This window comes from Microbacterium paraoxydans, assembly GCF_020524545.1.
Classification (GTDB): Bacteria; Actinomycetota; Actinomycetes; order Actinomycetales; family Microbacteriaceae; genus Microbacterium; species Microbacterium paraoxydans_C.
The window spans coordinates 51,377-77,313 of the sequence record NZ_JAIVLG010000006.1 but is presented as its reverse complement, the minus strand read 5'-3'; the positions used below and the strand labels follow the sequence as shown (position 1 = coordinate 77,313).

Here is a 25,937-nt window from a genome sequence, read left to right as displayed (position 1 = left end):
GTACTCGGTGTTACTTTGTACCGGTACCCAGCAACACTGAGTACTAGAAGAGGAAAGGAGGACCGGATGGGCAAGCAGATGACCGAGATGCTCAAGGGCACTCTGGAGGGCATCGTTCTGGCGCTCCTCGCCGAGCAGCCGGCCTACGGATACGAGATCACCACACGCATCCGAGACCACGGGTTCACCGACATCGCCGAGGGCACGATCTACGCACTCCTGGTGCGCATCGAGCAGAAGCATCTCGTCGACGTCGAGAAGGTCCCGAGCGAGAAGGGCCCGCCCCGCAAGGTGTACAGCCTGAACCCGCAGGGCAAGCAGGAGCTCGAGGAGTTCTGGAAGACCTGGGACTTCCTCCGCACGCACATCGAACGACTGAACGACACGAACAAGGAGAACTGACCATGGCCGCGAAGTGGATCGAAGCGCTCACCGGATCGCTCGAGCAGAAGAAGCAGTACAAGCAGGCCAAAGCGCGCATCGACGCCCTGCCCTCGCCGTACCGCGAGGTCGCCAATGCCCAGTACCGGTACTACCTGTACTACGGCGGCATCACCGACGGCGACACCATCGTCACCATGTTCCTCGACCTCGCAGATCTCTGGGAGCGGGCCGCGATCGACGGCACCCCGGTCAGCGCGATCGTCGGCGACGACCCGGTGGAATACGCCGAGGAGTACGCCCGCGCCTACGGCGGCACCCACTGGATCGACAAGGAGCGCGCGCGCCTCATCAAGGCGTTCGACGAGGCGAAGAAGAAGGAGGACGAATCATGACGAACGCCGCCATCTCGGTGCAGGGCATCGAGAAGTCGTACAAGGACCTGCACGTGTTGCGCGGCGTCGACTTCGAGGTCGAGAAGGGCAGCATCTTCGCCCTCCTCGGCTCGAACGGCGCCGGCAAGACCACGATGGTGCGCATCCTCTCCACGCTCCTGAAAGCGGATGCCGGAACGGCCGCGGTACAGGGCATCGACGTCACCGCGGACCCGGTCGGCGTCCGGGAGCGGATCAGCCTCACCGGGCAGTTCGCCGCCGTCGACGAGATCCTCACCGGACGCGAGAACCTGGTGCTCGTCGCGAAGCTGCGGCATCTGCCCGACCCCGGGAAGGTCGCCGACGATCTGCTGGCCACCTTCCGCCTGACGGATGCCGGAAGCCGCAAGGTCGGCACCTACTCGGGCGGCATGCGTCGCCGGCTCGACATCGCGATGAGCCTGGTCGGACACCCCGAGGTCATCTACCTCGACGAGCCGACCACCGGCCTCGACCCCGAAGCCCGCATCGAGGTGTGGGACGTGGTCAAGGAGCTCGCGAACACCGGCACCACGGTGCTGCTCACCACGCAGTATCTCGACGAGGCGGAGCAGCTGGCCGACCGCATCGCGATCCTGCACGAGGGCCGCATCATCGCCGACGACACGCTCGCCGGGCTGAAGCGCCTGCTGCCGGCCGCGAAGGTCGAGTACGTCGAGAAGCAGCCCACCCTCGAGGAGATCTTCCTCACCCTCATCGGCCCCTCATCCACGAAGAAGGAGGACGCAGCATGACCACGCACTTCACCGCCGACACGGCGACGCTCACCGGCCGCTCCATGCGGCACATCTTCCGCAGTCCCGACACGATCATCACCACGGCGGTCACCCCGATCGCGCTCATGCTCCTGTTCGTGTACGTCTTCGGCGGTGCTCTGCAGCAGAGCACCGGCGCCGAGAACTACGTGAACTACCTGCTCCCGGGCATCCTGCTCATCGCGATCGCCTCGGGCATCGCCTACACCGCGTTCCGGCTCTTCACCGACCTGCAGAGCGGCATCTTCGAGCGCTTCCACTCCATGCCGATCGCCCGATCGAGCGTGCTGTGGGCGCACGTGCTCACCTCCCTCACCGCGAACGCGATCACCCTGGCGATCATCTTCGGCGTCGGCTTCCTGATGGGCTTCCGCACCGGAGCGAGCGTCTGGGCCTGGATCGCCGTCGTCGGCATCCTGATGCTGTTCACGCTGGCGCTCACCTGGCTGGCGATCATCGCGGGCCTGAATGCCAAGACGGTCGACGGTGCGAGTGCGTTCTCCTACCCGCTGATCTTCCTCCCGTTCATCAGCTCGGCGTTCGTGCCGACCGACACCATGCCGGCCCCGGTGCAGTGGTTCGCCGAGAACCAGCCGGTGACCTCGATCGTCAACACCATCCAGGCGCTGTTCGCCGAACAACCCGTCGGCAACGACATCTGGGTCGCCCTCGCGTGGTGCATCGGCATCCTCGTGGTCGCCTACGTGTTCGCGATCATCTCCTACCGGAAGAAGGTCAGCTGATCGACGTGAAGCGAGACGGGACGCTCCGACCGGGTCACTCGACCCGTCCGGGGCGTTTCGCCGCGCTCGGCGAGGCACGACCCCCACACCCGACCCCGGACCACGCGACCCCACACCACCCATCGGCTGAAACGCCAGATGTCGGACCCTTCGAGGCGAAGGATCCGACATCTGGCGTGTCGCCCCACGAGAAGTGGGGCCCGAACCGGGATCAGGTCAGCTGGTGACGGTCCAGTCGAACTCGCCGCCGAACTCCTCGAGCCACGCGTCGACCGCGTCGGCTTCCTTGCCCTCGCCGTACTCGTTGACCACGAGGTCTTCGAGCGCGCCGTACTGGGCGTCGTCGAGCTTGATCTTCCCGATCAGCTCAGCAGCCTCGGGGAACTCCTCGGCGAAGCCCTTGGTGCCGAGGAAGTGCAGGCCCTCGGCCTCGCCCATGGCGCCCATGGGGTCTTCGAGGTCCTTCATGCCGAAGGCGTCGTTGGCCCAGAACGGACGCCACAGCGTGACGACGAGGTCCTCTTGCTTGTCGGTCGCGGTCTTCAGCTCGGTGAGCATCGCCGCGGTCGACGAGGTGACCAGCTGGTACTCACCGTCGAGGCCGTACTCGGGGATCATCTTCTCGGTCTGGGCGGTGAGACCCGCGCCGGGCTCGATGCCGATGATCTTGCCGTCGAACTCCGCGCCCTTGCCCTTGAGGTCCTCGATCGAGTTCAGCTCGGAGTACTCCGGCACCGCGATCGTGAGCTTGGCGTTGTCGTAGTACGTGCCGATGTCCTCGATGTTGTCGCCGTACTCCTCCATGTAGGAGGCGTGCGTCAGCTCGGGCCAGGCCGAGGGGTACATGTCGACGTCGCCCTGCGCGAGGCCGGTGTACAGCGGGCCCGCCTCGGTGAGCGTCTTCATCTCGACCGTGTAGCCGATCTTCTCGAGCTGGTCCTGCAGCAGGTACGCGGTGCTCAGGCCGTCGGTCCACGAGGGCAGGAAGCCCAGGGTGATCGTGCCCTTGTCGTCGGCGTTGCTGTCGCCGCCGCCCGTGCCGCCCGCACCGTCGCCGCTGCAGCCCGCGAGGGTGAGCGATGCGGCGATGCCGACTGCGGTGAGTGCAAGGATCTTCTTCTTCATGTGATTTCTCTCTCTCAGTTCCGTATGGGTGTTGTTCCGTAGGGTGAACCTCAGTGCACGCCGCCGATGGGCGCCCGCCGCGGCGACGCCTTGGCGCGCTCCGCCTCGTTCGCCGCATCCTTCTGCTCGGCGTCCTCGGAGGCGGAGGCGGATGCTGCTCCGCTCCCCCCGCCGTTCGGCGTGCGAAGCCGCTCGATCATGCTGAGCAGCGAGGAACGGTTGTCGCCGGGTGCCCCCAGCGCCGCCGTGACGCGGTCGAGGAAGACCGCGATCAGCACGACGCCGAGACCGGCCTCGACGCCCTTCGGGATGTTGATCGTCGAGATCGCCTCGACCACCATCTTCCCGAGGCCGTCCGCGCCCGCCATTCCGGCGATGACCGCCATCGACAGGGCGAGCATGATGACCTGGTTGACACCGGCCATGATGGTCGGCATCGCAAGCGGGAGCTGGATGCCGCGCAGGATCTGCCCGGGCTTCGCACCGAACGCCTGTCCGGCCTCGACGGTCTCGGAGTCGACGCCGCGGATGCCGAGCTCGGTGAGGCGCACACCAGGGGGCAGCGCGAAGATCACGGTGGCCACGAGGCCCGGCACCACGCCGATGCCGAAGAACACGATCGCCGGGATCAGGTACACGAACGCCGGCATGGTCTGCATGAAGTCGAGCACGGGCTTGAGCACCGCGCGCACGGTGCCGTTGCGCGCCGACCAGATGCCGAGCGGCACGGCGATCAGCACGGCGATCACGGCCGCGACGAGCACGAGCGCGAGGGTCTGCATCGCGGGAACCCAGAGGTCCATCCCGACGATCAGTCCGAACGAAACGATCGTGCCGAGGGCGAGCTGCCACGAGCGCACGATCCAGGCGATGAGCGCGGCGATCACGATGATGACGGCGAAGCTCGGGGCGAGCAGGATGCCGGTCAGCCCTTCGACGAGGAAGCTCATCACGAACGAGATGGCGTCGAGCAGGCCATCGAGGTTGTCCTTGATCCAGTCGACAACGGATTCGATCCAGGTCCCGATGGGAATGCGGAAACCGTCCATCAGCGCACCTCCTCCGTCGTCGAAGCTTCCGTCGGTTCAGCAGTCCACCCGTCGTCGAGCACGGCGTCGATCTCGGCCTGCGGCATCGGGATCAGCGGGAGCGTGATCTCCTCGGTAGCGCCCGGGCCGGGGCCCAACGCCGCCAGCAGCGTCACGCGCGGGATCACGCCGACCAGACGATCGTCGGCATCGGTGACCGCGAGCGGAAGCGGGGACTCGACGGCGGGGACGAACAGGTTCATCAGCACGTCGTCCTCCCGGACGCTCTGCGGCACCGGCTTGACGATGGAATCGAGCGTCGTCGCCCCCTGGCGGACGAGCTTGACGGCGTCACGGTCGGTCACGACACCGACGAGCTGCCGGTCGCGACCCACCACGTACGTCGCCGACATGTACGCATCGCGCATCTGGCGCAGGGCCGTGCGGGGTCCGGCGGTGTGCGGTACGACGGGGCGCGGACGCTCCATCACATTGGCCGCAGTGAGAACGCGGGCGCGGTCCACGTCCTGCACGAACTGCTCGACGTAGTCGTTCGCCGGGTCCATCAGGATGTCCTCGGGCGTGCCGATCTGCACGATGCGACCGTCGCGCATCACGGCGATCCGGTCACCGAGGAACATGGCCTCGTTCAGGTCGTGCGTGATGAACACGATCGTCTTCTGGAGTTTCTGCTGGAGTTCGAGCAGCTGCTCCTGCATCTCGCGGCGGATCAGCGGGTCGAGCGCGCTGAAAGCCTCATCCATCAGCAAGATGTCACTGTCGGCGGAGAGCGCGCGGGCGATGCCGACACGCTGCTGCATGCCGCCGGAGAGTTCGGAGGGCAGCTTGTCACCCTGGCCTTCGAGACCCACCAGGGCGAGGATCTCCTCCGCCTTGGCCAAGCGCTCGGCCTTGGGTATGCCCTTGAGTTCGAGAGGGTAGGCGACGTTCGCAGCAACCGTGCGGTGCGGCAGCAGGGCGAAGTGCTGGAAGACCATCGAGATGCGGTCGCGACGGATCTCGCGGAGCTTCGAGGCCGGGATACCCGTGATCGGGTCGCCGTTCACGGTGACGGAGCCGTCGGTCACATCATGCAGGCCGTTGAGCATGCGGATGATGGTGGACTTGCCCGAACCGGACAGGCCCATGATGACGAAGATCTCACCGCGGTTGACGGTGAAGCTGGCGTCGATGACCGCTGCGGTGCCGGCGTCGGTCACAGCGGCTCGGCTCTCACCAGCCTTCAGGCGACGGACGGCGGTGTTCGGATTCTTACCGAAAACCTTGTACAGATTGCGCGCTTCGAGAGCGATATCGGACACGTTTCCCCTGCGACTCGCCTTCGGGTGGCTGAGCCTGCTTCGGTTACGTCCGGGTGACGCTCTCGAGGCCGTTCGACATATCTGCTGTGGCGGCACAGACGGTGGATTTCGGATCCACCGCGATAGAGCATCGACCGTACGCCCACGCCTCTTCGCAGCACAGCTCATCGAAAGAAGGACGTGATCGCGGACTGGTCTTCGGGCCGTCAGGCCCACGTTCCAACGTAACGAAATGGCCGATCAGCGGCAAATCCCGGCACAGACACCACACACGTTTTCTTCGCCTGACCGGGGATTGCGCAGGTATCCAACGATCCAGTAACGGGCGTTCGTGGGGGATCGGAACGTGCGCTCAGCCACCCCGGACGCTGCGGGTCACAGTGAATTTCGGAGTGCGCCGGAGCTGCTCGGTCGCGCCGATCAGACGGGTCAGTTCGGCACGGTAGCCGAGCGAGGAGTTGTAGACCGTGAAGAGCTCACCCCCCGGTCGGAGCACGCGCGCCGCGGCTTCGAAGAGGCGAGTGGCCGCGCCCACGTGGATGCTCGTGCCGAGGTGGAACGGCGGGTTCAGCAGCACGATGTCGAACGACGCATCCGGCAACGCGGAGGCCGCGTCGTCGTGCATGACCGTGACGCGATCGGCGACCCCGTTCGCGGACGCCGTCGCACGGGCGGAAGCCACGGCCGCAGCTGAGCGGTCGGTCGCGGTCACCCGCGCGGCCGGATGCGCGAGGGCGTACGAGACGCCGAGGGCGCCGGTACCGCAGCCGAGGTCGAGCACACGTGACGACTCCGTCGCGTTCACAACTCCGGAAGAATTCCCTCCGCCCGCGCCGATCCGGCCCTTTCGGGTCTGATTCCCGCCGTTTTTGCGGAGTTGTGAACCGTCCAGACCGAGCACCTCGAGGAGAACCCGAGTCCCGATGTCGAGGCGAGCACCCGCGAAGGCTCCACCGTGGGCGAGCAGCGTCAGCCCATCGTGCCGCGCCGCCACGGGGAACGGCGGATCCGCCGGGCCAGGACGGGGTGCCGAGGCCTCGATCAACCGGGACTTGCGCGCTGCACGCTGGGCCTGCACGTGCGCGAAGCTCCGCCCCAGCACCTCGTTCTGCGCCAGGGTCATGTGCTTCACCCTGCCGCCGCACACGAGGACCACCTCGGGCGCTGCCCAGCGTGCGACGGCATCCGCGATCTCCTCGAGTTCCGCCAGCGACTTCGGCAGCTGCAGCACCACGAGACGGGCGCCTTCGAGCAGCGCGGGTTCGAGCTCGTACGACACGAAACCTGCGATCTCGAGCTCTGCGGCGTTGTGTTGCAGTGCGCGGCGTCCCGTCGCGAGGTCCTGGTGGACTCGGACACCGTCGAGTCCGGCTTCCGTCAGCGCCAGGGTGATCGCGCCGAACCCATCGCCGATGACCACCGTCTCGGTTCCGGGCACACCGAACGCGCGCGCTCGCTCGACGAGCAGTTCATCCGTGGCATCGTGCGCGTGGAGGTTGTCCGCCTCGACGTCGGGCCAGCGGCGCAGGCGACTGTAAGGGAACTCCGACACCAGCCCACTGTACGCGGAGCCCGACGGCGAACAGGTTGACACGGCGCAGGTTACGTGGTTACTTAGTCGAGTAAGTAACCCACTAACCACGCGGAGGACTCGTGATCGAAGAAGGCAAGCCGCTCTTCCTCCAGATCGCCGAGCAGATCGAGGACTCGATCGTCGACGGCTCGCTCGCCGAAGAGGCACAGGCCCCTTCCACGAACGAGCTCGCCGCGTTCTATCGGATCAATCCCGCCACCGCAGCCAAGGGAGTCGCCATGCTCACCGACAAGGGAGTGCTCTACAAGCGCCGAGGCATCGGCATGTTCGTCGCCGAGGGCGCCAGGGACCTGCTCCTCGGCGAGCGCCGTGCCGCCTTCGCCGACCACTACATCGACCCGCTCCTCGCCGAGGCCCGCACGCTCGGGCTCGGCGCCGAAGACCTCGCGGACCTGCTCCGGCAGCGCGCCGCACAGAACACCGACTCAGAAGGGAAGACCCCCGCATGACCGCCGTCATCGAGGTGCAGGACCTCAGCAAGCGCTACAAGGAGAAGCGAGCACTCGACAATGTATCGCTCGCGATCGAAGGAGGCGCGATCTACGGACTGCTGGGCCGCAACGGCGCCGGCAAGACGACACTGATGTCGATCCTCACGGCGCAGAACTTCGAATCCTCCGGCACCGTCAAGGTCTTCGGCGAGCACCCCTACGAGAACGCGCACGTGCTCAGCCGCATCTGCTTCGTCCGCGAGAGCCAGAAGTACCCGGACGACGCCTATCCCAAGCATGCGTTCAAGGCGGCGAGCCTGTTCTTCCCGAACTGGGACCAGGCGCTCGCCGACGAGCTCATCGACGAGTTCCAGCTCCCGATGAAGCAGACGATCAAGAAGCTCTCCCGCGGACAGCTCTCGGCCGTCGGGGTCATCATCGGACTCGCCTCGCGCGCCGAGATCACCTTCTTCGACGAACCGTACCTCGGCCTCGACGCCGTCGCGCGGCAGATCTTCTATGACCGCCTGGTCGAGGACTACGCCGAGCACCCGCGCACCGTGATCCTCTCGTCCCACCTGATCGACGAGGTGTCCAACCTGATCGAGAAGGTGATCGTGATCGACAACGGTCAGATCCTCCTGCACGAGGACACGGATGCCGTGCGCGACCGCGCCGTGACCGTCGTGGGTGACGCCGCGAAGGTCGACGCCTGGGTCGGCGACCGCGAGGTGCTGCACCGGGAGACGCTCGGCCGCGTGGCTTCCGTCACCGTCCTCGGCGCCGTGTCGGCGCAGGAGCGCGCCGACATCGCGGCATCCGGGCTCGACCTGGCCCCGGTCTCGCTGCAACAGCTGATCGTGCGCCTCACGCAGAAGGCCGAGGCCGGCTCCCCGAGATCCGCCACCACGAAAGAGGAGGTGCGCTGATGCGACGCACGCTCAACGTCATCCGCCTGCAGATGATCAATCGGCAGACCTTCATCTGGGTCCCGCTGATCATCCTCGCCGGAGCGACCCTGATCTCGGTGCTGATCTACGCGATGATCCCGGGCGACGGCGCGAAGTACGGCGGGGGCGGGCAGGCTCCCCTCTGGTACTTCTTCGCCATCGGCCTGTCGGCGATGACGCTCACCTTCCCGTTCTCGCAGGCGATGAGCATCACCCGTCGAGAGTTCTTCTTCGGCACGATGCTGACCGCGGTCCTGGCCAGCACGTTCATGGGCGTCCTCTTCCTGATCGGCGGAGGCATCGAGGTCGCCACGAACGGCTACGGGGTGAACGGGTGGGTGTTCTACCTCCCGTGGCTGTGGGAGGCCGGCCCGCTCGGAGCCTTCGTCGTCTACTTCGCCCTCGCGCTGTTCTTCTTCGTGGTCGGATTCACGGGGGCGACCATCTACAAGAGCTGGGGCCTGATGGTGCTCACGATCGTCTGGATCACGCTGGCGCTCGTGCTCGTCGGCCTGGTGTACCTCGTGACCCGGTTCGAGCTGTGGGGTCAGGTCTGGACCGGGCTCGGCGGCCTCGGAGCCCTCGGCCTCGCACTCTGGGGCCTCGTGGCCACCGCGGTCCTGATGGGGGTCTCGTTCCTCGCCTTCCGGCGGGCGATCCCCTAGCGAAACGCCTGCCGGAGACGCCGGCCGCCCCCTCGGGCGGTCGGCGTCTTCGTGCTACCGGCGCCTCGGCGCAGCCGCGTCAGATGGAGTCGTCGGCGGCGAGCAGATCCAGCTGCCAGTAGCGGCCGTCCGGGTCCGTCTCATCATGCGCCTCGCTCGCGGCATCCAGCACCTTACCGAACTGCAAGAGAGCCTCGTCGAACTCGGCCTCGGTCAGGCGGATGGTGCGCTGCGTGAAGGCGGCGTGCACCTCGGTGGTCCGTCCGGCGACGTACTCGGGCGTCCACGCCATCACACGTCGCACCAGATCCTGGTGGTCTTCGACCAGGGCGGAGACGACCGCGAGGCGGAGCTCGTCGTCGGCGACCGGACTCTCCGGCCCTCCGACGTTGAGGGCGCCGCTGCGCCCCTTCCACACCCGATCACGCCGGTCGCGCGCCTTGTCGGGCGCCTCTTCGATCAGCCCGGCTTCGAAGAGCGCGCGCAGATGGAAGCTCGCACTGTTGGCGGGCACGCCGAGCTCCGCGGCGATGTCGGCGGCGCGGAGGAAGTCGCGCCGTGAGAAGAGGCGGATCATCTGGCGCCGGAGCGGATGCGAGTACGCCTTGAGCATGGCCGTCGTCATCCAGACCGGATCTTCGCTCGTGCCCTTCTTCGCGCCGTCCTCCGTCATGTGCCGATCCTACCCGCACCCTAAATTGCGCAATGTTCCTTGCGCAATTGTTCGTGCGCATCTAATCTCGACGCATGAGCACGCAGACCGCGCCGCACCGCCTGTGGCGGAACCCCCGGTATCTCACCTGGCTCGTGAGCGACACGAGCAAGGGCCTGGCGGCCTCGCTCTTCGGTTTCGCGATCCCCCTGCTCACCCTGATCGTCACCAACGACCCCGCCCAGGCAGGCATCGTCGGCGGGGCGGGCATGATCGCGCGTCTGCTGATGACGCTCGCCGGCGGCGTGCTCGCCGATCGGCACCGGCGCATCGCGCTGATGCTCCTCGGCTCCGTGGTCGGCATCGTGCTCGCGGGCGGCTTCACCCTCCTCGCCCTCGGAGACGCCCTGACCTTCGGCTCGCTCCTGGTGATAGACGTCCTCTTGGCCGCACGCAGCGGCCTGTTCGACGTCGCCGGCGAGAGCGCGATCAAGGAGATCGTGCCCAACGACGCGATGGGACGCGCGCAGGCCGCGAACCAGGGGCGGGATGCGGCGCTGCAGCTCGCGGGCGGTCCCCTCGGCGGCCTGCTGCTGGGCGTCGGAGGATGGCTCGTCGGCGTGGCGATGACACTGTGCCACGCGATCGCCGCCCTGACCGCGTGGATGCTGGGACGCCAAGCCCGCCGTGCCGGGGTGGTCGACGCCGGCGCGGCACAGGAGGGTTCCGCCGCGGACGCCGTGAAGAAGCCCGACGCCTGGGCCGAACTGCGCGAGGGATTCCGGTGGCTGTTCTCCCGCCCCGACCTGCGCGGCGTGCTGCTGATCACCACGATCATCAACCTCGGCTTCAATGCCGCGATCACGACCGTCGTCTACGCGCTCCAGCAGGAGGGCTACCCGGAGTTCGTGATCGGCACCCTCTCCGCATCGATCGGCGCGGTGATGCTCATCGGCGCCGTCTGTGCTCCGATGCTCGTCCCGCGTATCCGGGCCGGAGTGCTCACGATCGCAGGGCTCGCCGTGGTCGCGGGCGGTGCGGTCGCGCTGTCGACCGTCACCGAGCCCTGGGCCATCGCCATCGTGCTGGGTGCATCCGTCCTGCTGCTCCCCTCCCTCAACGCCGCGATGCTGGGCTACTTCATGGTCGCGACCCCGAGTGCGCTCCTCGGTCGCGCCAACAGCGCCGCCGGCGTGCTCGCGATGGGCGCCATGCCGCTCGCGCCTCTGGTCGCGGGGTTCGGACTCGCCGGGATCGGACGCGAGGGGACGCTGCTGATCTGCGCCGCGCTGTGCCTGGTGTCCGTGATCCTCGCGGTCGGCAACCGCGCGCTGCGGGCCCTGCCCGTCGAGTCGGGCTGGGCGACGCATGCCGAGCGGTTCGAATCGGTCTGACTCCGTCGGCGCCATCCGCATCCGCCGAGGGCGCCTCCAGTCCACGGCGAGAGTTCTTGGACTCGGACATGTATCAGAAAGCCCTTGCCGTGCTCCTGGTAGGTGTGATCACAATGGGCTTCATGATCGACGGTGCACCCGGCGCCGCTCTCGATCCTGCCTCGGACGACGGGCTCGCACGATGGGAGCGCGCCGCGAACCTGTTCGATGCATGGTGCGAGGGCAGCAGCCGCGCCATGGATGAGCTCGTCCGGCTGATGACCCCTGTGCTGTGGCACGTGGTGCGCGCGTACGGGCTCGAACGCACGCTCGCGGAAGACGTCGTGCAGACGACCTGGCTGCAGCTGGTGCGCGGGCATGGGTCGATCAGCGACTCCCGCGCCGTGTCCGCCTGGCTGACCACCACTGCTCGCCGTGAAGCGTGGAAGGTCGCGAAGGCGCACGGTCGTGTCGACACGACGGATACCGATGACCTCGACTCCCTCCTCCCCGAGCAAGCATCGGCAGAGGAGCACGCGGCGCGCGGCGACGAGAACCGTCGGCTGTGGACGGCCGTGCGCCGACTCAACGAACGGTGCCAGAAGCTGCTGCGCGTGATCGCCTTCGAGGACCGACCCGACTACGCACGCATCGCCGGCGACCTCGCCATGCCCATCGGCAGCATCGGCCCCACACGCAACCGGTGCCTGGCCAAGCTGCGCGCTCTGCTCGACGCGCCGCCGGCAGCGCAGACAGGGGGAATCGCATGACCGAGCACGAGGACGCCGAGATGTTCGCCCGGCTCCGCACGCTGTGGAGCGAGGTGGATCCGGTGCCCGCCGGTCTGATCGACCGGATGGTCGCCGCGGTCGCCGCCGACGGCCTGAACCGCGAGTATGCGCTGCTCACCCTCGTCGAAGGTGAGCTCGGTGCGGTGCGGGGCGACGCCGATGCCCTCACCCTGCAGTTCAGCGACGGCTCGACGAGCATCCTGCTGCACGTCACACGCACGGCCTCCGGTCGACGCCGGGTCGACGGGTGGGTCGACACCGCGACGGCGGAGATCGTGCTGACGCAGGGCGAGCGGGCTCGGTCGACCACGCCCGAGGAGACAGGGCGCTTCGTGTTCGACGACGTGCCGCCGGGACTCACCCGTGTGCGACTGACGACCGAGATCGGGGACGAGACGCGTACGCTCGCGACCCCGCAATTCGAGCTGTGACTGCGGGCGCCGCCCGTCGATGAAGCCGCGGGGAGACCCGCACCGAGAGGATGACGATGGAGCAGCCCAAGGGATGGACCTGGCAGGACCGCGCGGAAGGATCGATCCGCCGGGGCACGGCACTCGATCCGAGCACGGAGCCCGTGGACGGCATCCGCGCCTATCCGACGGCCTATCTGCCGGAGCGACTGCTGATCACCCGTGCACTCGGCGACGACGAGGCCTACGACCGCGAGGTGCGCACACTGCGTGATGCAGCCGACACGTTCGGCTGGCAGCTCGAGATCGAAGACGGCGGCCGCTCGGCGGCCGACGGCGAACTGGTTCCTGGCGTGCCCGGCTTCCTGCGCGCGCGATTGCGGACTCCCGACGAACCGGTCCGCGGCGAATCGCCTGTCGCGCCCGACGCCTGGCGGGTGCTCCAGCGTGCCCGCCGCATGTCCCGCTCCACGATGCCCCGCACCAGCCTCGATCACGTGCTGTCGATCGACCCCGTCGGGCTCAACCCGTTCACTCGGACCAACCCGTTCACCCGCACGAACCCGTTCACCCGCACGAACCCGATCCGGGGCGCGGGCGGGGCCGGGGGCAGCGACGACTACCTCGAGCCGGGGCGAGGCGCACGACAGCCCGTGACGTGGCTGGGTCCGGCGCCCGTGCGCGGTGCCGCCCCGAAACGCGGGCGTCGACCCGTCGTCGCGGTGCTCGACACCGGATGCGGGGAGCATGACTGGCTTCCCGCCGATATCGTCACCCGGAAGGTCGACCTCGACGGCGTGCCCGTGGGCCTCACGGACGATGCCGACCCGGAACGCTACCCCGACCTGTACGGGCAGCTCGACGGCGAGATCGACGCCGTCGCCGGCCACGGCACCTTCATCGCGGGACTCGTGCGCCAGACCGCGCCGGATGCCGACATCCTGTCGGTCCGCGTGGCCGGTGCGCTCGGGGTGATCGACGAGAGCACGCTCCTGGAGACGATCGCACAGGTCGTCACGCTCCTCAGCCGGCACCGGGACGACCCGAAGACCGGCTTCCCGATCGATGTCCTCAACCTCTCGCTCAGCTACTACCACGAGACGCCGACCGACGGGCTGTTCAGCCTCACCCTGTTCCAGCTGCTCGCCAAGGCCAGGGAGCTCGGTTGCGTGGTCGTCTGCTCCGCCGGCAACGACGCGATCGACCGGCCTTCCTTCCCCGCGTCGCTGTGGCCCTGGCCGGGCGCGGACAACGGCATCCCCACGGACCGGAACGCACCGCTCGTGTCGGTCGGTGCGCTCAACCCTTCCGCGCGATCGGTGGCGCTGTTCTCGAACATCGGCCCGTGGGTGCAGGCCTATGCGCCGGGCGCGGCCGTGGTCAGCACCTCGCCCGCGTTCGTCGGCGGCACCCAGGCGACCTCCCGCGCGGACGTCGACGGCCTCCGCCGCGAGACGATCGACCCCGACGACTACCGGGGTGGGTTCGCGGTGTGGAGCGGAACCTCGTTCTCGGCGCCGTACGTCGCGGGACGCATCGCCGCCCAGCTGGGCACCGTGCCGCTCGGGGGCGTCACCCCGAGCGCCGCCGCGAAAGCGGTCGCCGCCGTCCTGAAGTCCCTACCGACCCCGGTCGACCCGGGCTGACGCCCGGCCCACCCTGCGCCGCCCCGCCCCGCGCACCATCCCGCGCACCATCCCGCCATACGGAGGTCGGAGCGATTCACGGATGGCGGAGCGACACGCCGCCGCACGCCCGACATCCGTCTTTTCTTCCGACATCTGGGACAGATGTGCGGCCAGCTCTCCCGACCTCCGTAGCGGGATGACCGCGGGCACGGCATCCTGGGGGGATGCCCCTGTCCGCCACCGAGTTGCACCGTCGCGGCGTCGAGGCGGCGAACGCGAGGAGGTTCACCCAGGCGCGGCGCGCGCTGGACACCGCCGCGGCGCGCACCGACGACCCCGACCTGCGCGCACGGATCGACGGCACGATCGCCTACGTCCTCGCCCAGAAGGGGCAGCCCGCCGCGGCCGAGCAGCTGTGCCGGGAGGCGCTCGGCCGCTCAGGGCTGCGTCCCGAGACGATCGCCGTCCTCAGCGGCCAGCGCGGCACGCTCCTCATGCACGGCGGAAGCCTGACCGACGCGGAAGCCATGCTCACCCGAGCGATCGACACGCTCACGGCGATCGGCGACGAGACGACCGAGCTCGCGAACTGCCTGATGAACCGCTCGGTGGTGCGGATGCAGCAGCGAGAGCTCGAGGCCTGCATCGAGGATCTGCGTCGCGCGATCGTGGTGTACGAGGCGAACGACGACGAGGGTCCGCTCGCCGAGGCACGGCACAACCTCGGCTACGCGGCACTCCTCGGCGGCGACCTGGTCACCGCCCTCACGCTGATGACCCGTTCGCGTCCGAAGCTCGCCGCGATCAGCGACCTCGCCGCGGCGATCAGCGACCTCGACCGCGCCGAGGTGCTCCGCGATGCGGGACTCACCACCGAGGCGGAGACGCTGCTCGGCCAGGTCGCCGCCGAGTTCGGGGCGCAGCGGATGAGGCAGACCCGAGGCGAGGCCGAGTTCCACCTCGCCCGGTCGCTCCTGCGCCATGACCCCGCCGCCGCGGAACGAGCGGCTCGGACGGCGTCCCGGCGCTTCGCGGCGCTCGGCAACCACGGGTGGGCGGCCCGCGCTGACGCCGTGCGACTGGAGGCAGGGCAGCGCGCCAGACCGCATCGCGCGATCGACGCGGAGGAGTTCGACCGCGTCGCGAGAGCTCTCGACCATTGGGGATTCCGCACCGAGGCGACCGGTCTGCGGCTGAGCGCGCGGCGAGACGGTCGCGGACGCCTGCCCCGGCTCGACGAGAACGCTCCGACCCCCCTCCGCCTGCGCGCCCAGGAGGTGCGCGCCGCCCGCGCTGCCTCGGCCGGACGCGACCGGGAGGCGCTGCGTGCTGCCGCGGCCGGACTCGACCTCCTCACCACCTGGCAGCAGTCGTTCGGTGCGCTCGACCTGCAGGCATCGGTCGCCATGCACGGCAGCGATCTGATGTTCGCGGGGCTCTCGGCCGCAGCACGCCAGAAGGATCCGGAGATCCTGTTCGAGTGGTCGGAGCGCGCACGACATCTCAGCCAGCAAGTCGCTCCCGTCCGACCTCCGCATGACGAATCCCTCGCCGTGGATCTGGCAGAGCTGCGGATGCTGCGCGCCGAGCTCGCGGGTGCCGACTGGACGAGGGATGCCCGGGTGCAGGCCCTTCGCGACCGGATGCGAGAGCGCCAGTGGGCCACGACCGGGCCCGGTGGCACCCGCGAACGACTCGGCCTCGCGGAGGCGACGGCGCGACTCGCCCCGGGAACCGCGGTGCTGTCGTACGTGTTCACGGGCTCCGCACTCCACGGGATCGTCGTGGCATCCTCCGGAGCCACCGTCGTCGACCTCTCCTGGAGTCGCGTGAGTACGGCGCTCGACGGCCTCCGCGCCGACCTCGACATGGCCGCCCTGACTCGCGGCGGACGGATGGGGGCGGTGACGGAGCGGGTTCTCGCGTCTCGGCTGGCCCTCCTCGATGCGGAGTTGCTCGCGCCCTTGCTCCGGGCCGCTCCTCCGGCGGATCGACTGGCGATCACCGCACCGGGCGCTCTCGCCGGGGTGCCCTGGGCGATGCTGCCGGGCATGATCGGCGTGCCGTTCACGCTCGCGACCTCGGTGTCCCGCCTGCTGGGCGGGCGCGTCCGTGTCGGCTCGCCTCCGACGTCGATCGGGTTCGCCAGCGGCCCACGGGTCGCTCGGGCGGGAGACGAGGTGGCCCGGGCCGCCGCAGCCTGGCGCGGCGCAGACCTGATGCCGGACATCCTGGAGGGAACGGAAGCGACGGTCGCAGCCGTCACCGAACTCGCTGCGCACACCGACGTGCTGCACATCGCGGCGCACGGCAAGCACGCGGTGGACAATCCGCTGTTCTCGGGTTTCGAGCTCGCCGACGGCGCCCTCTTCGGCTACGACGTCGACCTGATCCCCCGTGTCCCCGCGACGGTGATCCTGTCGGCGTGCGAGCTCGGCCGTTCCTCGGTGCGCTGGGGCGAAGAGGCGTTGGGCATGACCCGCGTCTGGCTGCATGCGGGGGCCGACTGCGTCATCGCCGCTCCGGTGGCGGTCCCGGATGAGGTCGCCGGTGAACTGCTCAGTGCCCTCCACACCGGCCTTTCCGCCGGCGCTGCACCCGCGGACGCCCTCAGGCGGGCCGCCCTCGACACCGGCCACACCGCCCCGTTCCAGTGCCACGGCGACGGATTCTGACCTTTTTCTCAAATCGGTGTATCAGAACGGATGCCGCGTGCTCCTGTTCTTCGGAAGGTGCCATGCGAAGGGCCTCGAAGGGAGAGGCGCGAGGGAGGCGCAGTCGGATCTGGGGAATCACGCGCGCTGGGGAGCGCGAATCACGACACGGACACCATCTACTCGAGGATGACGCGGCACGCCGCCGCGACACCCTCAAGGGGCCTCGACGATCTGGGGACGTCGGGGCCCTCGGGATGTCCGGGGTTCAGGCAGCTTTGCTCAGAGGTCGAGAAAGTCCCCCAGCCAGGCGCGCACCGACGCCAGGCATTCCTCCGTGACCTCACCTGCCGTCCCGGTGAGGCGATCACGCGAAAGCGTGCGAGGCTGCTCGGTCATGATCCACGACGGACGATCGAGTCCGCTCGGCCCCTCCACGACGACGTGATTCGGCCAGCCTCGGTCGGTCGTCGTGATCGGCAGCACGATGGCCAGCGTGGTCACGGCATCCAGATATCCGGCCGAGGCCACGACGAGAACGGGACGATGTCCCCCCTGCTCCCTCCCTCGCACTGGTTCGAGTGCGGCCCAGGCGACTCGTCCCGGTGCGAGCGCTGAGGAGGAACTCATGCGGTCGCGTCGGTCAGGTCGGCCCGCTCCCATTCGGCAGCCTCTGCGGCATGCGATTCCGTCTCCGCCGTCGCCGTCCGTTCGATCGCTCGCTTCAACGACTGCAATCTCCAACGACGATCCTCTGCGTCGGCAAGGTGAGCGAGATGCGCTCCGAGAGTGAGACCGTCACGTGCCGCCTGCTCCTTCAACCGGTCGCGGAGGTCATCGTTCACCTTGATGGTCGTTGTCATACTTTGAGTATACCGGCCCGCTGGGAACCGCAGCCTCAGGCGACGAGCACCGCGTACCCGGCGGCTCGCAGGCCCGCGAGCACTTCGGCATCGGCACCGGCATCCGTGATCACGGTCGGGAAGAGGTCGACGCCGCCGATGCTCGAGAAGGCCTCGACACCCAGCTTGCTGCCATCGGTCACCACGACCGCGCGGCGTGCACGCTCGGCCATCATCCGGTTCACCGCGGCCTCGCGCTCGTCCTGCGTGGTCGCACCGGCGACGGCGTCCATCCCGTTCACGCCGATGAACGCGATATCGAGGCGCACCCCCCGAAGCAGCTGCTCGACGAACGGCCCGACGAGTTCGTAGCTGCGTGAATGGATCACCCCTCCGGTCACGACCACCTTGATGTCGGGCCGCGTGGCCAGCTGGGCGGCGATGTTCACGGCGTTCGTGACGACCGTGATGCCCCCGTTCCCCGACAGCTCGTCGCGGGCGGCGAGTGCGGCGGCGATGGCCGTCGTGGTGGTGCCACCCGAGAGCCCGACGACCATGCCGGGCGCGACGAGACCGGCGGCGGCCTGCGCGATGCTGGCCTTCTCGTGCGTGCGCAGGTGGCTCTTGTAGCGGATGGGCAGCTCGTAGGCGACGGTCTGCGCCACGGCGCCGCCGTGCGTGCGGGTGAGCAGGCGCTGCTCGGCGAGAGAGTCGAGGTCGCGTCGGGTCGTGGCCGACGACGCGCCGAACCGCTCCACGAGCTCATCGACCGTGACCTCTCCGCTCGCGGCGAGGAGATCGAGGATCGCGTTCAGCCGGGCGGCGCGCTTCATCACGCCACCGCGCCGGCGGGCTGCAGCGCGAACAGCCGAAGCATGCGCGCGGCCTCGTCCGCGAGCGCGTCGCGGGCGGGGGCGAGGTACTTGCGCGAATCGACCAGCCGCGCATCCGCGGCCAGCTTCTCGCGCACGGCGCGGGTGAAGAACCCGTTCAGGTGCGTGGACACGTTGATCTTGGTCATCCCCGCGCGCACGGCGTCGGCGATCACGGCATCCGCGACTCCGGACGATCCGTGGAGCACCAGAGGGACGGCCAGTGCCTCGTGCAGCCGGCCGATCAGGTCGAGATCCAGCGAGGCCGTGCGATCGGTCATCGCATGCGAAGACCCCACCGCGACGGCGAGCGCGTCCACCCCGGTCGCCGCGACGAACGCCCGCGCCTCGTCGGGATCCGTGCGCACTCCCGGAGCATGCGCACCGTCCTTGCCGCCCACCTCGCCGAGCTCGCCTTCGACGTACACTCCGGCCGCATGGGCGCGAGCGGCGACCGCGGCTGTCAGCGCAACGTTGTCGTCGTAGGGCAGCGCACCGCCGTCGAACATGACCGACCCGAAGCCCAGCGCGATGGCTTCGTCCACCAGCTCAGGTCGCTCGGCGTGGTCGAGGTGCACCGCCACGGGGGTCTCGACGCGCCGCGCCACCGCGAGCGTGGCCAGCGCGATCGGCTCGAGCCCTCCGTGGTAGTCGGCGCAGTTCTGCGAGATCTGCAGGATGACGGGCAGCTGAGCGAGCGCGGCGGCGCGCACCAGTCCCTCGGCCGTCTCGAGGTGGATCACGTTGAAGGCGCCGATGCCGGTCCCGGCGGCGGCTGCCGCGGAGACGAGGTCGCGAGCGGAGACGAGGGTCACGAAGGGTCCTTCCGGAAGGATGCGGGGTCGGGATGCGAGAGGAGGAGCTGCTGCTCGAGCTCGGTCCAGCGGGGCGAGATGTCCCCGGCGAGAGGTGTCAGCACGGCGGCGGCGGACCACGCGGTGGCGCGGCGCAGGATCTGCTCGGGATCGCGCACGCCCTCGGCGTACAGCACAGCGCAGGCGGCGACCCCTGCGTCACCGGCCCCGGTCGGGTTGCCGGCGAGAGGTGCGTCGAGGCGCGCATGCACGAGCGCGGATGCCGTGACGGCGAGCATCCCCGCCGCGCCGAGCGAGAGCAGCACGAGCTCGGTGCCGCGGGCGATCAGCGACCGCGCTCCGGCCACAGGGTCCGTGATCCCGGTGGCCTCGACGAGTTCTGCCGCGTTGGGCTTGAGCACGGTGGCGCCGGCATCCGCGGCCCGCAGGAGCGCGGGTCCGGACGTGTCGACGATGACCGGCACCCCGGCATCCCTCCCCACCCCGATGAGCATGGGCAGCAGGGACTCCGGAGCTCCGGGCGGCACACTCCCGGAGACGACCAGCACCCGCGTTCCGGGCAGCCGTTCGACGACCTCCGCGAGCAGGGCGGCCCACTCGGGGTCGGCGGGGTTGCTGCCGCGCTCGTTGATGATCGTGGTGTCGCCGAGCGACTCATCGACCACGGCGATGCTGCGCCGGGTCTCGGCGATGACGGGAACGAGGACGTGCGGCACGCCGCTGGCGTCGAGTTCGGCCGCGAACTCCTCGCCGACCCGGCCGCCGGCCGTGGTGACGGCGACGACGGACGCCCCCTCGGCGTGCGCCACACGCGCCACATTGAGCCCCTTGCCTCCCGCGCGGGCCGCACCGGCATCCGCACGGTGCGTGCCGCCCTCGACCAGGCGGTCGACCCGCCAGGTGAGATCGAGGGCGGGATTGGGGGTGACGGTCAGGATCACGTGAGCTCCCGGGCGCGCAGACCGGCGCCGAGCAGACCGGCGTTCCCGGAGAGCTCGGCGGGGACGAGGACGGGGAGGCGGTGGAAGCTGAGACGTGCGGCCAGGCGGGTGCGCAACTCGTCGAACAGGGCCCCACCGGCACGGGAGAGCCCGCCGCCGATGACCACGGCCTCGGGGGCGACCACGGCGGTGAGCTGCGCGAGCGACATCGTCAGCGCATCGAGCGCCGAGTCCCAGATCTCCGCCGCGACCTCGTCTCCGGCCGCGGCTCGGGCGATCACGTCCTTCGCACCGTCGGGCGCGACGCCGGTCGCTTCACGGTAGCGTCGGGCGATCGCCCCGGCGGAGGCGACGGCCTCCAGACATCCGCGCGCGCCGCAGGCGCAGATCGGGCCGTCGGCGATCGGCGAATGGCCGATCTCGCCCGCGTATCCGCCGGCGGTGTGGGGGACCCCTCCGATCAGCAACGCACCGGCGATCCCCGTGCCGATCACGAGCACGACCGCATCGGCGTAGTCGCGGGCACCGCCGAGCCGACGCTCTGCCCAGCTCGCCGCACGGACATCGTGGTCGAACCCCACGGGCATGCCGAGGCGAGCGGCCGCGAGATCGCGCAACGGGGAATCGTGCCAGCCGAGGTTGCTCGCGAACACGCCCAGCCCGGCTTCCGCATCGACGATCCCGGGGACGACGAGCCCCACCGCCTGCGGCACCACGTCGGGATGCGCAGCACGCAGCTCCGCCGCGAGCACCTCCAGACGCGCGAGCAGCACCTCGGTGCGATCGCCGTCCGCGATCGGCGTGGACGTGCGACGGAGTCCGAGAGCCGAGCCGTCCGCGTCGAAGAGCGCCGACTTGATGTCGGTGCCGCCGACGTCGAACGCCAGTACGGGCGCTCCCGGGCCCAACGTCCGCACGGCGGCGAGCGCCTCGCCCGTGGCGTCGCGTTCGACGTCGGGGACGGCTGCGGCCCCGTCAGCTCGGGTCATGGTCGGCTCCGGCGGCGTGCGTCATGCATCCAGGATGACGGATCGCGTGAGGTTGCGGGGCTGATCGGGGTCGAGCCCCCGCGCGACGGCACGATCGAGAGCGGTGCGGTGCAGACGCACGAGGTCGGCGAGCGGGTCGATCGCACGCTGCTCGAAACGGGCTCCCGTGGCCTCCACCTGGGCGGAGAGTCCCTCGGGGGCCGCGCCGAACTGCCAGGTCACGCGTCCGGGTGCGGCGATCGCGATCGGGCCGTGCCGGTAGTCCATCGACGGGTACGCCTCGGTCCACGACTGCGACGACTCGCGCAGTTTGAGCGCCGCCTCATGGGCGAGACCGATCGTCCACCCCCGCCCGAGGAACGTGTACTGCTCCGCGTCGCGCAGCTCGTCATCGCCGGGTTCGGCCAGCACGGCGGTCGCGTCGGCGATCGCTCCGGTGAGGTCTTCGCCGAGCGAGGCGCGGAAGAGCGCGAGCGCGGTGGTCGCGAAGCGCGTCTGCACCACCGACTCCTCGTCCGCGAAGGGGAGCAGGATCGCCTCGTCGACGAGGGAGACGAGAGGCGACGTCGGGTCGCCGATCACGCCGATCGTGGGAATGCGCCCCTTGATGCGCTCAACGAGCTCGAGCACCTCGGTGGTCGTGCCCGAACGGGTGAGGGCGACGACCGCGTCGTACCCGCGATCGATGAAGGCTTCCGAGGCGGCGAACGCATCGGTCTCGCCGTGTCCTGCGGTCTCACGGAGGGCGGCATACGACTGCGCCATGAACCAGGACGTGCCGCATCCGACGACGGCGACGCGTGCACCGGTGGCGGGAAGCAGGCCCTGCTCGGCCTTCAGATCCGCGGCCGTGGCCCAGGTCTGCGGCTGGGAGTGGAGCTCTTCGCGCATGTGGGCGCCGGGCAGTGATGCAGTCATCGAGGTGCCTTCCTGGAGAGAAGTTGCTTACTTGTGATTGTTTGATGCTTGATCCGATCATAGTATGGCGCATAGGAACATCAACTACAGGTTCTGCTTGATTTGTTTGTTCCCCTGACAAATAATCGGAAAAGTTCCAACGCCTCGGCGTCGATTCCCGTCGATGTCGAGAACCCCGAGCCCCGGCTTGAACGATCGCGCTGCCATCCGGCGAAGCGGTCACCACGCACCGTCGCGTGATGTGCTTGCGACTGTGCACCACACCCCCTCCCGAAGCGGCCCGCCGCCAGGGAGGGACACTCACAGTGAGGAATGCAATACACATGAAGAAGTCACTGCGGTTCGGCGCCGCCGCCATTGCGGCCGTCGCCACGCTCTCGCTCGCTTCGTGCGGGTTCGGCGGATCGTCCGGAGACAGCGGAGGCGGAGACGGATCCACCACTCTCGACCTCCTCGTCCCGAGCTACTCCGACGGCACCAAGGCGAACTGGGAGACGGTGATCGACGGGTTCGAGAAGGCCAACCCCGACATCAAGGTCAAGCTCGAAGTGCAGTCGTGGGACAACCTCGAGAAGGTCGTCTCCACCAAGATCCAGGCCGGCGAGGCACCGGACATCTACAACGGCGGTCCGTTCGCCGGATTCGTGGGCGATGAGCTGCTCTACCCCGTCCAGGACGTCGTCTCGGAGGAGACCTACTCCGACTTCCAGGAGTCGTTCCTGAAGAACGCCGAGGTCGACGGCACCGCGTACGCTCTGCCGCTGATCGCCTCGGCGCGTGCCCTGTTCGTCAACAATGCGCTTCTCGACCAGGCCGGCGTCGAGGCTCCCACCGACTGGGACTCGCTGCTGGATGCCGCGACCAAGGTGTCCGCACTCGGCGGCGGCGTCGCCGGGTACGGAATGCCGCTCGGCTCCGAAGAGGCGCAGGCCGAGGCGGCCGTCTGGCTGTGGGGTGGCGGCGGATCCTTCGGCGATGCGTCGGAGATCACGATCGACACTCCGGAGAACCTGGTCGGCGCCGAGCAGATCAAGAAGATGATCGACGCCGGTGCGACACAGGCCGACCCCGGCTCGACGCAGCGTTCGCCGCTGATGGACATCTTCATCCAGGGCAAGATCGGAATGCAGGTCGGCCTCCCGCCGACGGTCGGTCAGATCGCCGAGGGCAACCCCGACCTGGACTACTCGATCGTCCCGATCCCGACCAAGGACGGCTCGCCGTTCACGCTCGGCGTCATGGACCAGCTGATGGCGTTCCAGAACGACGACGACAAGAAGGACGCGATCACCAAGTTCTTCGACTACTACTACTCGGCCGACGTGTACGTGCCGTGGGTGCAGGCCGAGGGCTTCCTTCCGGTCACCAAGTCGGGTGCTGAGCAGCTCTCCGGCGAGGAGGCGCTCAAGCCGTTCCTCGACGTGCTGCCCGACGCCCAGTTCTACCCGTCGACCAACCCGCAGTGGTCCGCCGCCGACGGTGCGTTCAAGTCACTGTTCGGCCAGCTTCAGACGAAGCCGGCACAGGACGTGCTGACCGAGATCCAGGCGCAGGTCGACGCGGGCTGAGCCCGCTGATCGGAGAGGTTCGGGTACCCGAATGAGCCAGAAGACAGAGTCCTCGAACCTCGCGGGGGCGGCCACAGGCCGCCCCCGCCCCCGGAAGACCCCGGATGCCTTCCGCGGCAGGCCGGGTGGAAAGGATCTCCTCCAGGCGCTGCCCTGGATCGCCCCCGCACTGCTCCTCATCATCGGCGTGGTCTTCTTCCCCGCCGGAGTGATGTTCTTCAACTCGACGCGCGACATCTCCCTGTCCGGACTGGACAAGGGATCCGTCGGCTTCGACAACTTCGTCACCGTCTTCACGTTCGCCGAGTTCTGGCCGATCTTCTTCCGCACGATCGTCTGGGTCGTGTCGGTCGTGCTGTTCACGGTCGTCATCTCGCTCGGACTCGCGCAGATCCTGAACAAGGCCTTCCCCGGACGCCAGCTCGTGCGCATGGCCGTCATCGTGCCGTGGGCCGCCTCCGTCGTCATGACGACGATGGTGTTCTACTACAGCCTCGAGCCGTACTTCGGCGTCTTCAACAAGTTCCTCTACGACATCGGGCTCTCCGACGATGCCGTCGGGTACGGCTGGACGAAGAACCCCACGACGGCGTTCCTCTGGTCGATCGTGATCGCGATCTTCGTGTCGCTCCCCTTCACGACCTACACGATCCTCGCCGGGCTCCAGTCGGTCCCGGCCGACGCGATCGAGGCGGCGAAGATGGACGGAGCCGGCCCCGCGCGCACCTACTGGTCGATCGTCCTGCCGCAGCTGCGCAGCGCACTCGCGGTCGCTGTGCTGATCAACATCATCAACGTGTTCAACTCGCTGCCGATCCTGAAGGTGATGACCGGTTCGATCCCCGGCTACGGCGCCGACACGATCATGACGCTGATCTTCAAGTACATCGAGTTGCAGAAGAAGGTGGATGTCGCGAGCGCCCTCTCCGTCGTGGCCTTCCTCATCGTCATCGTGATCGTCGCGGCCTACGTGAAGATCGTCAAGCCCATGAAGGAGGTCTGATCATGACCGTGACCGAGACTGCCCTCGTCACCACCGCCGGGTCCTCGCCCGCGCCGCGCATCCCTGGTCGCAAGCGCCGCTACACCGAAGACCAGGTCACGCTCCCCCGCGTCGTCCTCCGCACCGTCGCCGGCTTCCTCGTGCTCGCGATCTTCGTGCTGCCGTATCTGATCATGTTCTTCGGCTCCGTGAAGACCAAGCCGCAGATCCGTTCCGTCGACCCGACCTACCTGCCGACCGAGTGGCACTGGGAGAACTACATCACGATGTGGTCCACTCCTGAAACGCCGCTGCCGTACAACCTGATCTCGACGATCATCATCGCCGTGTTCGCAACGCTGCTCGTGCTGCTGGTCGCCCTGCCCGCGGCGTACTACACGGCCCGCTTCAAGTTCCCGGGCCGCATGGTGTTCCTTTTCCTGGTCATCATCACGCAGATGCTGCAGCCCGCCGTGCTGACGTCGGGCCTGTTCCGTCAGTTCACGGTGCTCGGACTCGGCGACACCTGGGCGGCGATGATCTTCATCAACGCCGCATTCAACCTGTCGTTCGCGGTGTGGATCATGCACTCCTTCTTCGCGGGCATCCCCAAGGAGGTCGACGAAGCCGCCCAGATCGACGGCGCCGGACGCTTCACCGTGCTCTTCAAGATCAACCTGCCGCTCGTGTGGCCGGGCATCGTCACGGCGATCGTGTTCACGTTCGTCGCCTGCTGGAACGAGTTCGCCGCCTCGCTCGTGATCCTCTCGACCGACAAGAATCAGCCGCTGTCGGTCGCCCTCACCAAATTCGTCGGGCAGTACGAGACCAGCTGGCAGTACGTGTTCGGCGTCTCGATCGTCGCGATCCTGCCCGTGGTCATCCTGTTCATGCTCATCGAGAAGCGCCTCGTCGGCGGCCTGACCGCCGGCAGTGTGAAGTAGGAGCCCCGGCGAGGTCGCCGCGGCGGAAGGGTCCTCCTGGACTGACGGAGTTCTCACGGAGTGAAGGAGCGGAATCCACATGCACTCCTTCACTCCGTGAGAACTCCTTCATTCCGCGCGGCGGGCTGAC

27 protein-coding genes are annotated in these 25,937 nt (G+C 68.6%); 15 read left to right on the top strand and 12 right to left on the bottom strand.

The features are described 5' to 3' along the window. The first annotated feature begins 66 nt into the window (after positions 1 to 66). Genes LC041_RS13040 through LC041_RS13025 form a run of 4 tightly spaced genes read left to right on the top strand, consistent with a single transcriptional unit; the run spans position 67 to position 2,313 of the window. Positions 67 to 402 (top strand): PadR family transcriptional regulator, encoded by a 336-nt coding sequence (locus tag LC041_RS13040; RefSeq protein ID WP_226533517.1) that lies wholly within the window; start codon positions 67 to 69, stop codon positions 400 to 402. A 2-nt stretch (positions 403 to 404) separates the two neighbouring features. After that, positions 405 to 776, top strand: coding sequence for a DUF1048 domain-containing protein (locus LC041_RS13035; protein ID WP_226533516.1), 372 nt, complete (start codon positions 405 to 407; stop codon positions 774 to 776). After that, the gene (locus tag LC041_RS13030) at positions 773 to 1,549 is read left to right on the top strand and encodes an ABC transporter ATP-binding protein (RefSeq protein ID WP_226533515.1); all 777 of its coding nucleotides are present in this window, start codon (positions 773 to 775) and stop codon (positions 1,547 to 1,549) included. The genes LC041_RS13035 and LC041_RS13030 overlap by 4 nt, the downstream gene beginning before the upstream one ends. After that, entirely contained in the window at positions 1,546 to 2,313 is a 768-nt protein-coding gene (locus tag LC041_RS13025) for an ABC transporter permease (RefSeq protein WP_226533514.1), read from the top strand. Before LC041_RS13030 ends, LC041_RS13025 begins: the two co-directional genes overlap by 4 nt. 216 nt (positions 2,314 to 2,529) lie before the next feature. Here LC041_RS13025 and LC041_RS13020 read toward each other — a convergent pair whose 3' ends face one another. The 4 genes from LC041_RS13020 to LC041_RS13005 all read right to left on the bottom strand — a co-directional run bounded on the left by LC041_RS13020 (position 2,530) and on the right by LC041_RS13005 (position 7,340). Then, entirely contained in the window at positions 2,530 to 3,438 is a 909-nt protein-coding gene (locus LC041_RS13020) for a glycine betaine ABC transporter substrate-binding protein (protein WP_226533513.1), read from the bottom strand. 50 nt (positions 3,439 to 3,488) lie between these two features. After that, positions 3,489 to 4,487: an ABC transporter permease gene (locus tag LC041_RS13015; protein ID WP_226533512.1), complete on the bottom strand. Its 999-nt coding sequence runs from the start codon at positions 4,485 to 4,487 to the stop codon at positions 3,489 to 3,491. Further along, positions 4,487 to 5,788, bottom strand: coding sequence for a quaternary amine ABC transporter ATP-binding protein (locus LC041_RS13010; protein ID WP_226533511.1), 1,302 nt, complete (start codon positions 5,786 to 5,788; stop codon positions 4,487 to 4,489). The genes LC041_RS13015 and LC041_RS13010 overlap by 1 nt, the downstream gene beginning before the upstream one ends. Before the next feature lie 352 nt (positions 5,789 to 6,140). Continuing rightward, positions 6,141 to 7,340, bottom strand: a complete 1,200-nt coding sequence (locus tag LC041_RS13005; RefSeq protein ID WP_226533510.1) for a class I SAM-dependent methyltransferase — start codon at positions 7,338 to 7,340, stop codon at positions 6,141 to 6,143. A gap of 101 nt (positions 7,341 to 7,441) precedes the next feature. Between LC041_RS13005 and LC041_RS13000 the strand changes: the two genes are divergently transcribed. From LC041_RS13000 to LC041_RS12990, 3 genes are read left to right on the top strand one after another with little or no spacing between them, the layout of a single operon-like run. After that, positions 7,442 to 7,831 carry a GntR family transcriptional regulator gene (locus LC041_RS13000; RefSeq protein ID WP_226533509.1) on the top strand — a complete coding sequence of 130 codons (390 nt, stop codon included), beginning with the start codon at positions 7,442 to 7,444 and terminating at the stop codon, positions 7,829 to 7,831. Further along, on the top strand, positions 7,828 to 8,742 hold the full coding sequence (locus LC041_RS12995; RefSeq protein ID WP_226533508.1) for an ABC transporter ATP-binding protein: 915 nt from the start codon (positions 7,828 to 7,830) through the stop codon (positions 8,740 to 8,742). The genes LC041_RS13000 and LC041_RS12995 overlap by 4 nt, the downstream gene beginning before the upstream one ends. After that, positions 8,742 to 9,428, top strand: a complete 687-nt coding sequence (locus tag LC041_RS12990; protein WP_226533507.1) for a hypothetical protein — start codon at positions 8,742 to 8,744, stop codon at positions 9,426 to 9,428. Before LC041_RS12995 ends, LC041_RS12990 begins: the two co-directional genes overlap by 1 nt. Positions 9,429 to 9,507: 79 nt before the next feature. On the opposite strand, the gene LC041_RS12985 is transcribed toward LC041_RS12990, so the two are convergent. Further along, positions 9,508 to 10,101, bottom strand: coding sequence for a winged helix-turn-helix domain-containing protein (locus LC041_RS12985; protein ID WP_226533506.1), 594 nt, complete (start codon positions 10,099 to 10,101; stop codon positions 9,508 to 9,510). Positions 10,102 to 10,175: 74 nt separating this feature from the next. Here LC041_RS12985 and LC041_RS12980 point away from each other — a divergent pair, with 74 nt between their 5' ends. The 5 genes from LC041_RS12980 to LC041_RS12960 all read left to right on the top strand — a co-directional run bounded on the left by LC041_RS12980 (position 10,176) and on the right by LC041_RS12960 (position 16,957). Further along, positions 10,176 to 11,474 carry an MFS transporter gene (locus tag LC041_RS12980; RefSeq protein ID WP_226533505.1) on the top strand — a complete coding sequence of 433 codons (1,299 nt, stop codon included), beginning with the start codon at positions 10,176 to 10,178 and terminating at the stop codon, positions 11,472 to 11,474. Between the two features lie 68 nt (positions 11,475 to 11,542). Next, positions 11,543 to 12,223: an RNA polymerase sigma factor gene (locus LC041_RS12975; protein ID WP_226533504.1), complete on the top strand. Its 681-nt coding sequence runs from the start codon at positions 11,543 to 11,545 to the stop codon at positions 12,221 to 12,223. After that, positions 12,220 to 12,675 (top strand): hypothetical protein, encoded by a 456-nt coding sequence (locus tag LC041_RS12970; RefSeq protein ID WP_226533503.1) that lies wholly within the window; start codon positions 12,220 to 12,222, stop codon positions 12,673 to 12,675. The genes LC041_RS12975 and LC041_RS12970 overlap by 4 nt, the downstream gene beginning before the upstream one ends. 56 nt (positions 12,676 to 12,731) lie before the next feature. Next, positions 12,732 to 14,300: a S8 family peptidase gene (locus LC041_RS12965; RefSeq protein ID WP_226533502.1), complete on the top strand. Its 1,569-nt coding sequence runs from the start codon at positions 12,732 to 12,734 to the stop codon at positions 14,298 to 14,300. 206 nt (positions 14,301 to 14,506) lie between these two features. Beyond that, a complete protein-coding gene (locus LC041_RS12960; protein WP_226533501.1) occupies positions 14,507 to 16,957 on the top strand; it encodes a CHAT domain-containing protein in 2,451 nt (816 codons plus the stop codon). 261 nt (positions 16,958 to 17,218) lie between these two features. On the opposite strand, the gene LC041_RS12955 is transcribed toward LC041_RS12960, so the two are convergent. The 7 genes from LC041_RS12955 to LC041_RS12925 are packed head-to-tail and all read right to left on the bottom strand — an operon-like array spanning position 17,219 to position 22,313. Continuing rightward, complete coding sequence (locus tag LC041_RS12955; protein WP_226533500.1) at positions 17,219 to 17,566, bottom strand: type II toxin-antitoxin system PemK/MazF family toxin; 348 nt, start codon at positions 17,564 to 17,566, stop codon at positions 17,219 to 17,221. Further along, positions 17,563 to 17,799, bottom strand: a complete 237-nt coding sequence (locus tag LC041_RS12950; protein WP_226533499.1) for a hypothetical protein — start codon at positions 17,797 to 17,799, stop codon at positions 17,563 to 17,565. Before LC041_RS12950 ends, LC041_RS12955 begins: the two co-directional genes overlap by 4 nt. Before the next feature lie 35 nt (positions 17,800 to 17,834). Continuing rightward, positions 17,835 to 18,611 carry a DeoR/GlpR family DNA-binding transcription regulator gene (locus LC041_RS12945; protein ID WP_226533498.1) on the bottom strand — a complete coding sequence of 259 codons (777 nt, stop codon included), beginning with the start codon at positions 18,609 to 18,611 and terminating at the stop codon, positions 17,835 to 17,837. Next, positions 18,611 to 19,465, bottom strand: a complete 855-nt coding sequence (locus LC041_RS12940) for a class II fructose-bisphosphate aldolase (protein WP_226533497.1) — start codon at positions 19,463 to 19,465, stop codon at positions 18,611 to 18,613. The genes LC041_RS12945 and LC041_RS12940 overlap by 1 nt, the downstream gene beginning before the upstream one ends. Then, positions 19,462 to 20,406 (bottom strand): 1-phosphofructokinase family hexose kinase, encoded by a 945-nt coding sequence (locus LC041_RS12935; RefSeq protein WP_226533496.1) that lies wholly within the window; start codon positions 20,404 to 20,406, stop codon positions 19,462 to 19,464. The genes LC041_RS12940 and LC041_RS12935 overlap by 4 nt, the downstream gene beginning before the upstream one ends. Continuing rightward, positions 20,403 to 21,395: an ROK family protein gene (locus tag LC041_RS12930; protein WP_226533495.1), complete on the bottom strand. Its 993-nt coding sequence runs from the start codon at positions 21,393 to 21,395 to the stop codon at positions 20,403 to 20,405. The genes LC041_RS12935 and LC041_RS12930 overlap by 4 nt, the downstream gene beginning before the upstream one ends. Before the next feature lie 21 nt (positions 21,396 to 21,416). Then, entirely contained in the window at positions 21,417 to 22,313 is an 897-nt protein-coding gene (locus LC041_RS12925) for an SIS domain-containing protein (RefSeq protein WP_226533494.1), read from the bottom strand. A gap of 323 nt (positions 22,314 to 22,636) precedes the next feature. Here LC041_RS12925 and LC041_RS12920 point away from each other — a divergent pair, with 323 nt between their 5' ends. From LC041_RS12920 to LC041_RS12910, 3 genes are read left to right on the top strand one after another with little or no spacing between them, the layout of a single operon-like run. Continuing rightward, positions 22,637 to 23,881 carry an extracellular solute-binding protein gene (locus tag LC041_RS12920; protein WP_226533493.1) on the top strand — a complete coding sequence of 415 codons (1,245 nt, stop codon included), beginning with the start codon at positions 22,637 to 22,639 and terminating at the stop codon, positions 23,879 to 23,881. 31 nt (positions 23,882 to 23,912) lie between these two features. After that, the gene (locus tag LC041_RS12915; protein ID WP_226533492.1) at positions 23,913 to 24,884 is read left to right on the top strand and encodes a carbohydrate ABC transporter permease; all 972 of its coding nucleotides are present in this window, start codon (positions 23,913 to 23,915) and stop codon (positions 24,882 to 24,884) included. 2 nt (positions 24,885 to 24,886) lie between these two features. Next, the gene (locus tag LC041_RS12910) at positions 24,887 to 25,807 is read left to right on the top strand and encodes a carbohydrate ABC transporter permease (RefSeq protein ID WP_226533491.1); all 921 of its coding nucleotides are present in this window, start codon (positions 24,887 to 24,889) and stop codon (positions 25,805 to 25,807) included. Positions 25,808 to 25,937 lie beyond the last annotated feature (130 nt).